The organism is Methylobacterium sp. SD274 (assembly GCF_017355285.1).
In the GTDB taxonomy this organism is placed as follows: domain Bacteria; phylum Pseudomonadota; class Alphaproteobacteria; order Rhizobiales; family Beijerinckiaceae; genus Methylobacterium.
In genome coordinates, this window is the sequence record NZ_JADIJP010000003.1 from 81673 (window position 1) to 93091 (window position 11419).

Below are 11419 nucleotides of genomic sequence, written 5' to 3' on the forward strand. Positions count from 1 at the left end.
AACTTACACTTCAAAAAATTATATCTCATGTCCGACCTGGAGCAGGCGGCGTTTCAGACGACGTTCGACCCAAGGATGACAATAATTTTAGGGGGAAACTCGACCGGTAAGTCATCCCTGATTAAATCCTTGTACTGGATCCTCGGCGCGGATCCTGCGCGCATTCACGAAAGCTGGTCTAATCTGAAAGTGACTGGCCTTCTTGAATTCGAGGTAGATGATACAACTTTTTTCATGTTTCGGCATGGATCGATTTTTGGGCTGTTTGATGACGCAGGTGTCCTTAAGGAGTCGATGCAAAAGGTTACAAGCCAGTTGGGTCCCGCTCTCGCAAAGCTACTCGGAATCAATCTGGTTCTTCCGGACCGCAAGGGGAAACCGACAACCCCCACGCCCGCCTTCTTCTTTCTACCATTCTACGTCGATCAGGATGTGGGTTGGGAGCGTCCCTGGCAGTCGTTTAACGGTCTGAAGCAGTTCGCTGGGTACCATCGAAGCATTGTCTCATACCATTCGGGTATCTTGCCGGACGAATGGTTCGTCCGCCGAGCCGAGCTTCAACAAATTACCGCCGATAAAGGCGAGCTGCAGAGCCAAGCGACCATCGTTGAACGGTCGGCCCTGGCTCTTCGGCAATCTGTCACTCAGGATGCGTTGTCGATTGACCAAGAAGAGTACGAAGCTGCGATCCTACGTTTACTCGCGGAGTTGAAAAAGCTGCGCGAGAAGCGAGCCAAGTTTGCTTCCGCATTGAGCGACGCTATCGCACAAAGAACGCTCCTAAACGACCAGTTCGAGGTTGGCCGTCGCGCCCTTAAAGAACTTGAGGACGATCGCCAGTGGCTCGTGGAGCGTGGCGATGAGGATATTCCTTGCCCAACGTGCGGAACGATCCACGAGAATAGCTTTGCTATGAAGTTCGGCATTATTGAGGACCGCGAGGCATGCGTTGCGGTTCTGAATGAACTTGTGGACCAAATTATCGAGGTCAAAGCGCAGGTTGAAGCCGCTCGCCTTAATCTTAGGACCGTTGACGAGCAGGTCGCAGCAGCCCAGCAGGTGCTCACCATCAAACACGGGGAAATCACTCTCGCTCAGGTAATTGCCTCAGAGGGACAGCGTCAGGCTTTAAGTGTCTTCGATCAGCAGGCGACGGAGATTGAGGGCAACATAACTGATCTGACAAATCAAATTGAGGCGGTCAAAAAGTTGATTCGGAAACTCGAAAACAAAACGAGAAAGCAGAAAGTCGAGGCGTTTTTTGCCAAACAAATAAGAGAAAATTTAAACTTACTCGATGTAAAGAATGTTAATTTGGAGAAGGTGCAGAAAATCGACTACACAATCAAGGATACCGGATCAGTTCATCCGCGTGCAATCCTGTCCTATGTTCTCGCGTTCGTCGGAACCTGCTTCGAACATACAACTGCAATCACGGCGCCTGTCATTCTCGACAGTCCACTGCAACAGGATCAGGACCCCGTAAACGCGAAGCGCATTTTCAGCACGATTGAAGCGCAGAGGCCTGCAAACGCACAGTTCATCGTGGGGTCGGTGTCGCTAAATGGATATGAGATGAGCGGAAAAACGATCGATTTGACAGAAGAACGTAAGCTGCTCCAGCCTAATCTTTATTCGGACGTGTCGGCACTTATTGATGGTTTCAGAAGGCAAATGGTTTGATGGCACCTCAGGCGTCTGCACTGGGGGATGCGTTTTGGTAGCCACCTGATCGGCGCCTATAATCGGCTTCGGCGCACAATCGAAGGTTTGTTTCCGGGCGTCGCGTCAGATTCCGCATCTCACCCTGGGCCAACCTCCCACGCCAGCGCCTAACCTCAGAAATCGCTCGCCTTGGGCCGTGAAGAATGGGGCGGTGTCCTCACAAACGCGGGCTAGACCGGGTGTCGCGACCGCCGCCCCTCGGCGGCGGCGCGCGTCAGCCTTCCCCCGCTCAAGCCGGGATCGCGTCCGCGCTGGGCGGCGTCCGGGGGCGGGGCATGATCGTCGCCGGGCAGGGCGGCGGGTCGTCGTCGTCGTTGTTTCGACGGCGCGGGCGGAGATAGCGGTGCAGGTTCGCGAGGCGCGGCCGGCGGCGCGGCGCGGGCCGGGGCGCGTCGGCGGCGGTCGTCTCCGGGGCGGCAGGGCCGTCGAGTTCGGCGAGCGCCGTGAGCAGGGCATCGACGGTGACCGGCTCGGCCCTGGCCCCGGTGAGACAGCGCAGGCCCGGCGCGCTCTCGAGGGCGCAGGCATCCGAGACCCAGGAGGCCAGGATCGTCCGCTTCTCCTCGCGGGAGAGGAGCGGGTGCGCCAGAACCTCGCGCGGATGACGAAACACGTCCCCGGGAGCGACCACGGCCTGCCAGGCCTCGAACGAGGCGGGCTGCGTGGCGGCGGGGTTCATGATGCCGGAATGCCCGGCGCCGGAACGGGACAAGTGCGTTTCCCTCATCGACATGATCGATCCTCCCTATGGCTGTGAGGCAGGACTGAGAACGGGATGCGGCCCTCGTGGGCCTGAAGGCCCCCGAGGGTCTCTCTCATGCTTGGCGTCGGCGATCAGGCGGCCTCGGCGTGGTCCTCGACCTGGGCGGGCGCGTTGTCCTGGCCCACCGCCTGCGCCGCGCCGCCGATGGCGATGCGGCGGGGCTTGTAGGCCTCCGGCACCTCGCGCACGAGGTCCACGGTCAGCAGCCCGTTGTCGAGGCTGGCTCCGGTGACCTTCACGTGGTCGGCGAGGTTGAAGGTCTGCCGGAACGGGCGCGTCGCGATCCCGCGATGGAGATAGGCGCGCTCTCCGTCCTGGCCCCCCTTCTGGCCCGTCACCTGAAGCACGGTGTCGTGCTGCGTCAGGTCGATCTCATCCGGGGTGAAGCCCGCCACCGCCATGGTGATGCGATAGGCATCGTCGGCCACCTTCTCGATATTGTAGGGCGGCCAGGTGGTCGACGGCTCGATCCGGGTCGCCTGGTCGAGCAGCGAGATCATGCGGTCGAAGCCGACGGTCGAGCGATAGAGCGGTGCGAAATCCAAAGTCCTCATGACCACATCCTCCTGAAGAGCAACGTGATGACAAAGCGCGCCGGACACCGTGTCCGGCGCCAGAATGCGAGCCCATCCGGGCCTCGCACGCGCATAACGCCGATGGTGGGATGTGGTTCCGGGGTGGTGTCGATTTTTTTCGCGGTGTGAGGGGTCGGGCTTCGGACCTCTCGCGGGCAGCGCGGGGCTGCTGGGTTCTCACATCTGCTCGTGCAGGCAGAGCGCGTCCCTCTCCCCCTTGTGGGGAGAGGCTAGGAGTGGGGGTGGCTCCGCTAGCCTCCGAAGCAGCAGGAGGGTCGCCCGACCACCCCCACCTCCAACTCCTCCCCACAAGGGCAGGGCGATCGCATATGACACCACGCCGTCATTCCGGGTCGCCACAGGCGAGCCCGGACCCGGAGGGCCGCGCCGGAGGCGTGCAATCCCGAGCCGCCGACAGTGTAAAGTCCTGCACCACTTGTGTTTCTGGATCCCGGGCTCCGCTGCGCGGACCCGGGATGACGGGGTGGTGCCAGCGGGTTTCTGACAGGCAAATCGGCATATGCGATAGCCCTGCCACAAGGGGGAGGAGGGCAGAGCCGCGCATCTCGCGCGATCTGCGAACGGTGGGGCCGGGCTCTCAGCGGGCGCCGGCAAATTGTTTGATCACCGCGAGCGGGGCGGCAGGGGCCGGCCACAGGACGAGGCGGTAATGGTCCTCGCCGTCCAGGCGGTCGTCGGTGAGGGTGGTAAGGCCGCCGAAACAGGCGCGGACGCGGTAGGTGCCGGGTGCAACGGACAGGATGTCGATGGACCCGCCCGTGCATTCGTGGATTTCGAGCCGGCCCGAGGGCAGGTCGAGGCTCGCCTCCACCACATGGTCCCAGAGGTCGAGGGCCTCGTCGGGCGGCCCGTCGAGGAGGTCGAGCTCCACCGGCACGGACATGTTGCGCTCGGGCTGGATGACCACGAGGAACGGCGCCGTCTTGACCCTCAGCTGGAGGTCCTCTTCGGTGTAATCCAGCGCCGCGTCGGGCATCTCGCCGTGATCCCAGAGATAGAACTGATGGTAGTCGGCGAAAATCTCGTAGCGCTTCTGCATGGCATCGCTCCCGCTGGCGCGACCGGAATAGGACGTTCGCCCGGTTTTCGCGATGACCCCGTCCGATGGCGGTGCGAAGGCCGGTCGCGTGGCGGTTGGCTCTCGTCATTCCGCCGGGGCGAGGGGCCGGGAGCGGTCTTTCCCCGTGAGGCCGAAGAAGCCGACCGCCGAGGCGACGATGACGCCGCCGCACGCCGCCGCGATCCCGAGCACGAGCCCGAACCCGCCCCTCTCGTGCAGCAGGGCGATCAGCGGCACCGCGAACCCGCTCACGGTGAAACCGAGGAAATAGCGCACGCTGTAGGCCCGCGCGCGGTAGAGCGGCGGCACGTAGCGGGCCACCATCGCGTCGTTGATCACCACCTGCCCGTAGAGCGCGGCCATGGTCAGGACGAGCCCGGCGAGGAGCGGGACGCCGCTGCTCAGGGCGGCGATCCCGAGGCCCAGCGGCTGCAGCACGGACAGGCCGAGGAACAGCGCCGGCAGGCTGTAACGGTCGATCAGTCGCCCCATGAGGAGCTGGGTCAGGGCTCCCACCATGAAGACCAGGGTGGCCACGGAGCCGATCAGCGCGAGGGGCAGCCCCTCGCCGACGCGCTCGTCCACCACCTTCGGCAGGGCGATGGTGGTGATGTTGAAGGTCATCCCGCCAGCCACGATGGCGCAGGCGAAAACCACGAGCAGGGGGATGGGGCGGGACACCGCGAGCACCGCCTTCCCCCCTTCCTTGCCCTGCGCGCCCTCGCCGTCGCCGGGGACCATCGCCAGAAAGGCCGCTCCGCAGGCGAGGCAGACCAGCCCCGGCACCACGAAGGCCGCCTGCCAGCCGAACCCCGTCGCCAGCAGCGCCGTGACACCCGAGGCCGTCGCGGCGCCGACATTGCCCCACACGCCGTTCACGCCGAGGTCCCGCCCGAGGCGGCGCGAGTGGGAGACCAGCATGGTCGAGCCGACCGGGTGATAGATCGCCGAGGCCAGCCCGAGCACGCAGAGCCACAGGGCGAAGGCCGTCGGGCTGGCGGCGCTCGCGACCCCGAGGCACGACAGGCCGTAGCCGAAGAAGAACACCGCCAGGAGGTTTCGCCGTCCGAACCGGTCGGCGAGCCAGCCCATCGGCAGCGCACAGAGGCCGAAGGCCACGAAGGCCCCGGTGGCGAGCGCGATGAGCTCCCCATAGGAAAGCCCGGTCTGCGCCGCAATGGCGATCACGGCCGTCGGGTAGATCAGCAGCACGAAGTGATCGAGGGCATGCGCCACGTTGACGAAGCGCAGGGTGCGGCGGGACAGGGTTTCGGCGTCCATCGATAGAGGATCTCCGCAGGCAGGCCCCGCTCTAGCTGACCCGTTGAACGCTGTCGGGCCGAAGGTGTACGCGATCGGGCCAAGGCAAACGACGCCAAGGCAAACCGCGCCGACGGGGAAACCATGCGCTCCATCAGGGCCGAGGATTATCAGGACGTGCCCCGCGCCGTCGCGGTAATGCCCAAGACCTTCGTGGCCGGCAGCCGCACGGAGCGGCACTCCCACAAGCGGGCGCAGCTGCTCTACGCCACCGCCGGATTGATGATGGCGACCGCCGAGGACGGGACCTGGGTGGTGCCGGAGGGCCATGCCCTGTGGATCCCACCGCGCCTCCCCCACGCGGTGGTCATGCATGGCGAGGTCGCCATGTGCTCGGCCTATCTGGCCGTCGAGGCCATCGCCGGCTTCTCCGAACGGGCGCGCGTCATCGAAGTCTCGCCCCTCCTCGCCGCCGCCCTGGTCGCCCTGACAGGCGAGCCCGTTCTGTATGACGAGACGGGTCGCGGCGGGCATCTGGCCGCCCTGGTGCTCGACGAGACGAGACGCGCCCCCGAAACCCGGTTGACCCTGCCCTTGCCGCAGGATGCCCGCCTCCGCCGGATCTGCCTCGGGTTGATCGACGATCCCGCCTTGGCGCTCGGTCTCGACGCCTGGGCCGACCGGGCCGGCGTGAGCCGCCGGACCCTGACGCGCGGGTTTCGCCGGGAAACGGGCCTCAGCTTCGGGCAGTGGCGCGCGAGGGCCAGGATCGTGCGGGCCCTGGCCCTCGCGGCCGATGGCCGGGCGGCACGCCACGTCGCCGCCTCGGTCGGCTATCGCAGCATCCAGGCCTTGAGGGGCAGGACCCAAGCGCTGATCGGACAGGAGGGGGACACCCGGCCGGGCTCGGCGATCGTCGCTCCGCCGGATTGAAGAGCGTCGTCCGTCCCGGCAGGATCGGTCATGCCCCGAGCCCGAGGAGCCCGCACAATGGGTCGACATCCGCGACCTCCCCAGCGCCGTCTCGGACCCGTTCGGGGCCGATCGCGATGCTGATGCGTCTGCTCGCCCTGTCGCTGGCGATATCCTCGCCCGCCTGCGCCTTCGACGAACTCCTGGTCCGGCCGCCGACGAGTCTGGCGGACGAGTGCGTGAACGGCCTCGTCGAGCATCGAACAGGCCAGTGGAAGCGGCGGGACCGGCCGCTCACCTCCGGGGCGTTCGGGAGCGTCGAGGAGATCGTGCGGGACGTCGACCCGCCGGCCCTGCGCACCCTGGCGGAGCGCGGGTGCAGCCGGCACTTTCGGCATCTCTTCCTCTCCTGCACACGGGTCGATTGGTCCGAAAATGCCAGTCCCGCCCTCCGGCCCATGGGCGTTTCGGCCGAAACGGAGGCGGAGATGATGCGGGTCATGCGCGGATGCCTCGCCGACCTGAAGCAGGCGGGCGTGCCGCCGGTGAGGAAGCGATGAGCGCGCAGCCGGACGGATGGAAGCGCCTGCCGTTCGGTAAGCGGGACGAGGCTATCGGGAGGTCGTGGTCCCCGACGATCCGGGTGGACATTTCCGGTCGGTCGTTCTCCGTCTATCCATCGGGCGCGATGAGGAACGCGACGCGGCGGTTCCGCTGCCGTCCGGCGGGGTCGTCGCGACCATCGGGATTGGCGTTGGGCGCGACCGGCATGGTCTCGCCCTTGCCCGCCGCCGACAGGCGCCCGGCGGCGATGCCGCGCCCCACCAGCCAAGCGCGGACGGAGACCGCCCGGCGCTCCGACAGGGCCTGGTTGTAGGCGTCCGCGCCCATGGCGTCGGTGTGGCCGGTGATGGCCATACGGGCCTTCGGCATGGCCGCGAGAACCTCTGAGAGCCGGACCAGGGCCGGGCGGGCTTCGGCGCGGATCACGGACTTGTCGAAGTCGAACAGGACATCGCTCGGCAGCTCCACCAGGATGCCCGCGCCCTCCCGCCGGGCGCCGAGGGCGGAGAGGTTGGCCTCCGTCTTCAGACGCGCCTCGGACGTCATGCCCTTCGCCCCGAAGGAGGAAGCGCCGCCCGAACTGGCCGCAGCGCTCGGTTGGGGCTTCTCCTCCCAATGCGAGGCGGGGAGGCCGATCTCGGCGAACCGGGAGGGAGCCTCGCCGATCGCGGCCCCGCCCGCCGTCACGGTGTAGCTCGACGCATGTCCCTCCGGAGCGAGCCCGGGCAGTGCCAGGATCGCCGCCAAAAGCACTGCCCCTCTCACGGGGTCAGAGCCAGCGGAACGGTGATCCCGGGCGCGTTGATGTCGTCGCCGGACCGGCCGGGGTTGAAGACCAGCGTCAGCCGGCTCGCGTCGGAGGGCAGGGCGCCGGGGAAAACGAGATCGCCCTCCATGGTCCGGCCGTTGAGAACGCGCATCCACTTGTTGTCGGCGATCTGGCGTAGGTGGAGGCGCTGCTCCGCCCCGTCGCCCCAGGCGAGATAGGCGTTCTGGCGGTCGTTCATGTTGACGAAGGTCGTCTTGTGGCTGTCGAAACTCGCCAGCAGGCGGACCGTCGTGGCGTCCTCACCCAAAGTGACGGATTTCACCTGTACGGTCAGGCCCACCGGCGCGCTGACCTGCCCTCCGGCGATCGTCACTGTCCGGTCCGCAGCGTGTGCCGCGACGGGTAGCAGGATCATCAACGCGAGGGCAGTCAGTCTCGAGACCAAAGCGGCGTTCCTTTCGAACGGAGAGACGCGGGCTTACGGTCAGGCATATAGAGAAATCGGCCCCCGCCGGAAGATGCGGGTGCCGCCAAAGCGAGGCGGGACCGGAGCCACGCCTCGTCTGCAAGTTAAGTGGGGGCGACACGTCAGCCTCCCGCCGCTCCCGCTCAAGGGGATTCCCTCACACGATGCCGCTGGCTGCGAACGGCCACGGCTTTCCGAGCCGTTCGGCGACCTTCGCCGGATCGTGGCCGACCTCTGCCACGGCCGCCTCCACCTCCTCGCTCGGGGTCTGGAAGTAACGGGCCCAATAGGCCTTGTCCCGGGGCTCCTTCAGCGACACCGTGGTGGGCGCCTCGGGCGTGGATCCGTCCATGCTCATCGGGCGGCTTCCTCAGCTTCGGTGCCGGGCCGGTCGCTTGGATCGTCCGGCGTTTCCTGAACGATCCCGCTCACTGTATCCTTCGGGCCGGTCGCGGCGCTGTTCTGTTCCGGCTTGCCGGAACCGCCGCCGCGCGACCGGTCGGAGGTGGATTCGGTCAGCGTCTCGGTCGGTTTCGTCGTCTCGGACATGCGTCGCTCCCTGATCTGACGGGGCAACGCCTGAAGCGCGGTACGGGTTCGGGCCGGCCTCAATCGAGGTAGCTCAGGGCCATCCCCGTCCGGGGGTGGGGGAACACTCCCATACGCACCCCATAGATCGCCTCCAGCCCCTCAGGCGTCACGACCTCGACCGGGGTGCCGCGCGCGATGAGGCGTCCGCCATGGAGCGCGATGAGGTCGTCGCAGGTGCGGGCCGCCATGTTCACGTCGTGCAGGACCACGATGACGGTGAGGCCCCGCTCCTGGGACAGGTGACGCACGAGGGAGAGCACCTCGATCTGGTGGGCGATGTCGAGGGCGGCGATGGGCTCGTCGAGAAGCAGGCAGCGCGCATTCTGCGCCACCAGCATGGCGAGCCAGACGCGCTGACGCTCGCCGCCGGAGAGGCTGTCCACCATGCGCTCGGCGAAGGGTGTCACCTTGGTGAGCCGCATCGCCTCGGCGATGGCGTCCCGGTCGGTCGAGCCCAGTCGGCCCAACGCCCCGTGCCAGGGATAGCGGCCCATGGCGACGAGCTCCTTGACCAGCATGCCGGGCGCCTGCGGCGTCGCCTGCGGCAGGTAGGCGACCTCGCGGGCGAAGGCGCGGTCTCCCAGACTCTCGATCGATGCGCCCTTGAACAGGAGACGGCCACCGCTCGGGGCCTGCTGGCGGGCCAGAAGCTTGATCAGGGTCGACTTGCCCGAGCCGTTATGGCCGATGAGGCCGATGACCCGCCCGGTGGGGATGGTGAGGCTCAGTGGGTGCAGCAGCACGCGTCCCGGAACGGAAAACGTGACCCCGTCGAGGCTGTAGTCCGCATCGTCCGGACTCGGCTCGCGTCTCGCTCCCGCATCGGCTCGGCTCAAGGACATCGTTCGCCCGTTCGACGCTGCAACGCCGCCATGATGGTGGGATCGAGGGCCGCGTCAGGCCCGCGCACCGGCCCTCTGCCGGTCGGCGAGGAGCGATTGGGCGATCTCATGCCCCCGCATGACCAGGATGGACAAGAGGGTATCGCTCAGACCGTGGGTCGGCTCGCTGAAACCCTGGACGTAGATGGCGGGCTCGAAGCCGGGCCGGGTGGCGAGGCGGTAGTCGCGTCCGATGGCGCCGTCGGTGAGATGCGGCGCGAGGGCCGGCATCATGGTCTCCAGACGGTCGCGGCGGTACCCCGTGGCGAGAATCACGGTGTCGTAGGATTCCCGCGTCGTGAGGCCGGTGGCGGCGTCCAGGGTTTCGAGGACGATCTCGCCGGCCTGCTCCGAGGCCCCGACCACGGTGGTCCTCGGCCGCAGGGCATGGCGATGCTCGCCGCTGACCTTCTGCTGGTAGAGGAGATCGAAGATCCGCGTCAGCAGGTCGGTGTCGATCACCGAGTAATTGGTGCCGCGGAACTCGTCGATGATGGCCCGGCGATGGGCCTCGGGCTGGCCATAGACGAAGTCGGTGAAGCCCGGGTTGAAGATCTCGTTGACGAAAGGGCTGTCATCGGCGGGCTTCAGCGCCTGGCCGCGGAAGATCATGGCGATGTCCGCGTCGGGGATACGGCTCTGCAGGTCGAGGAACAGCTCCGCCGCCGTCTGGCCCGCGCCGATGACGGCGATGCGCGGCCGGCGCGTGGAAGCCTCCGGCAGGGGAACACCGTCGATCCGCGACAGGTAGCGCGAGGAGTGGAACACCCGGGCGCTGCTCTGCAACTCCTCGAAGACCGGCAGGATGCGCGGCTCGCCCCCGGTGGCGAGGATGACGGCGCGGGTACGCCGCCTCTGCTCGCGGCCATCGGCCTTGCGCGAATGGACCAGCAGGTGGCGGATGGTATCGCCGCGTCCCTCCGGCTCGATGGCCAGCACCGTATCGCCGTAATCGCAGCGATCGGCGAAATGCCCCGCGACCCAGCGCAGATAGTCGTTGAACTCGATCCGGCTCGGGAAGAACGACTTGCGGTTGATGTAGTCGATCAGCCGGCCGTGGACATGCAGGTAGTTGATGAAGGTGTAGGGACTCGTCGGATCGCGCAGGGTGACGAGATCCTTCAGGAAGGAGATCTGCATCCCGCTATCGGGCAGAAGCATCCCGCCATGCCAGACAAACTCGTCCTGGCGCTCCAGAAAGCGCACGCGCGGTTGGCGGCCCTGCTGCCGTCCCGCCTCGTCGAGGGCGATGGCGAGCGCCAGGTTCGACGGGCCGAAGCCGACGCCGACCGCGTCGTAGGCCGGTGCTTCGTCGTCGTCCCAGCGCCCGCCCTGCGAACCCCGGAAGGTGTCGCGCAGGGAATATGAGGTGTCCGAGGGGTCGTAGGATTCCGTCATCACCGAACCTCCATTCCTGCGCCGAGATGTCCGCGCCGAGCGGACCTCACGATCCGCCGGCAACTGTCAGGCTAAGGGACGTTCGGGCGGGGGAGGGATTTAGGAGCCGCCGCGAAAATAGTTGCGCCGCCGCTTAAATTTCGGCCGTCCGCCACCGTCTTGGGCTTCGACACCGGCCCATTCGCGGAGCACGACGCCATGGCTATCGACGACAGCGAAGCGACGTTCCTCGTCGTGATCAACGGGGAGGAGCAATACTCGGTCTGGCCCGCCCACCGCGCCGTCCCGGCCGGGTGGCGTGCCACCGGCTTCTCCGGGCCACGCGCCTCGTGCCTCGCCCATATCGAGACGGTCTGGACCGACATGCGGCCGCTCAGCCTGCGTCGCGCCCTCGACGGCGACGCCAGAGCCTGAGCGTTCCGCCCCCGTTCCGA

At 66.6% G+C, this 11419-nt stretch carries 14 protein-coding genes; 4 read left to right on the forward strand and 10 right to left on the reverse strand.

What is annotated here, in order from left to right; translation table 11 throughout:
• Positions 1-27: 27 nt before the first annotated feature.
• Complete coding sequence (locus tag IPV08_RS03890; protein WP_207410842.1) at positions 28-1683, forward strand: hypothetical protein; 1656 nt, start codon at positions 28-30, stop codon at positions 1681-1683.
• 271 nt (positions 1684-1954) lie between these two features.
• Here IPV08_RS03890 and IPV08_RS03895 read toward each other — a convergent pair whose 3' ends face one another.
• The 4 genes from IPV08_RS03895 to IPV08_RS03910 all read right to left on the reverse strand — a co-directional run bounded on the left by IPV08_RS03895 (position 1955) and on the right by IPV08_RS03910 (position 5425).
• Positions 1955-2458 (reverse strand): hypothetical protein, encoded by a 504-nt coding sequence (locus IPV08_RS03895; protein WP_207410843.1) that lies wholly within the window; start codon positions 2456-2458, stop codon positions 1955-1957.
• Positions 2459-2559: 101 nt separating this feature from the next.
• Complete coding sequence (locus IPV08_RS03900; protein WP_056426748.1) at positions 2560-3042, reverse strand: Hsp20 family protein; 483 nt, start codon at positions 3040-3042, stop codon at positions 2560-2562.
• 619 nt (positions 3043-3661) lie between these two features.
• Positions 3662-4123, reverse strand: coding sequence for a hypothetical protein (locus IPV08_RS03905; protein ID WP_207410844.1), 462 nt, complete (start codon positions 4121-4123; stop codon positions 3662-3664).
• Between the two features lie 105 nt (positions 4124-4228).
• Positions 4229-5425, reverse strand: coding sequence for an MFS transporter (locus tag IPV08_RS03910; RefSeq protein ID WP_207410845.1), 1197 nt, complete (start codon positions 5423-5425; stop codon positions 4229-4231).
• A gap of 123 nt (positions 5426-5548) precedes the next feature.
• Between IPV08_RS03910 and IPV08_RS03915 the strand changes: the two genes are divergently transcribed.
• A complete protein-coding gene (locus tag IPV08_RS03915; RefSeq protein WP_207410846.1) occupies positions 5549-6337 on the forward strand; it encodes a helix-turn-helix transcriptional regulator in 789 nt (262 codons plus the stop codon).
• Positions 6338-6453: 116 nt separating this feature from the next.
• Positions 6454-6876: a hypothetical protein gene (locus IPV08_RS03920; RefSeq protein ID WP_207410847.1), complete on the forward strand. Its 423-nt coding sequence runs from the start codon at positions 6454-6456 to the stop codon at positions 6874-6876.
• A gap of 112 nt (positions 6877-6988) precedes the next feature.
• On the opposite strand, the gene IPV08_RS03925 is transcribed toward IPV08_RS03920, so the two are convergent.
• The 6 genes from IPV08_RS03925 to IPV08_RS03950 all read right to left on the reverse strand — a co-directional run bounded on the left by IPV08_RS03925 (position 6989) and on the right by IPV08_RS03950 (position 10985).
• Positions 6989-7633 carry an OmpA family protein gene (locus IPV08_RS03925; RefSeq protein WP_207410848.1) on the reverse strand — a complete coding sequence of 215 codons (645 nt, stop codon included), beginning with the start codon at positions 7631-7633 and terminating at the stop codon, positions 6989-6991.
• Positions 7634-7641: 8 nt separating this feature from the next.
• Positions 7642-8094, reverse strand: a complete 453-nt coding sequence (locus IPV08_RS03930) for a hypothetical protein (RefSeq protein ID WP_207410849.1) — start codon at positions 8092-8094, stop codon at positions 7642-7644.
• Positions 8095-8272: 178 nt separating this feature from the next.
• Positions 8273-8467: a DUF3606 domain-containing protein gene (locus IPV08_RS03935; RefSeq protein WP_246747796.1), complete on the reverse strand. Its 195-nt coding sequence runs from the start codon at positions 8465-8467 to the stop codon at positions 8273-8275.
• 2 nt (positions 8468-8469) lie between these two features.
• A complete protein-coding gene (locus IPV08_RS03940) occupies positions 8470-8664 on the reverse strand; it encodes a hypothetical protein (protein WP_207410851.1) in 195 nt (64 codons plus the stop codon).
• A 59-nt stretch (positions 8665-8723) separates the two neighbouring features.
• Complete coding sequence (locus IPV08_RS03945; RefSeq protein ID WP_207410852.1) at positions 8724-9548, reverse strand: ATP-binding cassette domain-containing protein; 825 nt, start codon at positions 9546-9548, stop codon at positions 8724-8726.
• Between the two features lie 54 nt (positions 9549-9602).
• On the reverse strand, positions 9603-10985 hold the full coding sequence (locus IPV08_RS03950) for a lysine N(6)-hydroxylase/L-ornithine N(5)-oxygenase family protein (protein WP_207410853.1): 1383 nt from the start codon (positions 10983-10985) through the stop codon (positions 9603-9605).
• Between the two features lie 198 nt (positions 10986-11183).
• Here IPV08_RS03950 and IPV08_RS03955 point away from each other — a divergent pair, with 198 nt between their 5' ends.
• A complete protein-coding gene (locus IPV08_RS03955) occupies positions 11184-11399 on the forward strand; it encodes an MbtH family NRPS accessory protein (protein ID WP_056426712.1) in 216 nt (71 codons plus the stop codon).
• The last annotated feature ends 20 nt before the right edge of the window (positions 11400-11419 follow it).

Excerpts from the sequence above, each read along its gene's own strand:
- IPV08_RS03955 (WP_056426712.1), top strand. The coding sequence starts at position 11,184 with ATGGCTATCGACGACAGCGAAGCGACGTTCCTCGTCGTGATCAACGGG.
- IPV08_RS03920 (WP_207410847.1), top strand. The coding sequence starts at position 6,454 with ATGCTGATGCGTCTGCTCGCCCTGTCGCTGGCGATATCCTCGCCCGCC.
- IPV08_RS03945 (WP_207410852.1), bottom strand. The coding sequence starts at position 9,548 with ATGTCCTTGAGCCGAGCCGATGCGGGAGCGAGACGCGAGCCGAGTCCG.
- IPV08_RS03900 (WP_056426748.1), bottom strand. The coding sequence starts at position 3,042 with ATGAGGACTTTGGATTTCGCACCGCTCTATCGCTCGACCGTCGGCTTC.
- IPV08_RS03910 (WP_207410845.1), bottom strand. The coding sequence starts at position 5,425 with ATGGACGCCGAAACCCTGTCCCGCCGCACCCTGCGCTTCGTCAACGTG.
- IPV08_RS03890 (WP_207410842.1), top strand. The coding sequence starts at position 28 with ATGTCCGACCTGGAGCAGGCGGCGTTTCAGACGACGTTCGACCCAAGG.
- IPV08_RS03895 (WP_207410843.1), bottom strand. The coding sequence starts at position 2,458 with ATGTCGATGAGGGAAACGCACTTGTCCCGTTCCGGCGCCGGGCATTCC.
- IPV08_RS03940 (WP_207410851.1), bottom strand. The coding sequence starts at position 8,664 with ATGTCCGAGACGACGAAACCGACCGAGACGCTGACCGAATCCACCTCC.
- IPV08_RS03935 (WP_246747796.1), bottom strand. The coding sequence starts at position 8,467 with ATGGACGGATCCACGCCCGAGGCGCCCACCACGGTGTCGCTGAAGGAG.
- IPV08_RS03915 (WP_207410846.1), top strand. The coding sequence starts at position 5,549 with ATGCGCTCCATCAGGGCCGAGGATTATCAGGACGTGCCCCGCGCCGTC.
- IPV08_RS03905 (WP_207410844.1), bottom strand. The coding sequence starts at position 4,123 with ATGCAGAAGCGCTACGAGATTTTCGCCGACTACCATCAGTTCTATCTC.
- IPV08_RS03950 (WP_207410853.1), bottom strand. The coding sequence starts at position 10,985 with ATGACGGAATCCTACGACCCCTCGGACACCTCATATTCCCTGCGCGAC.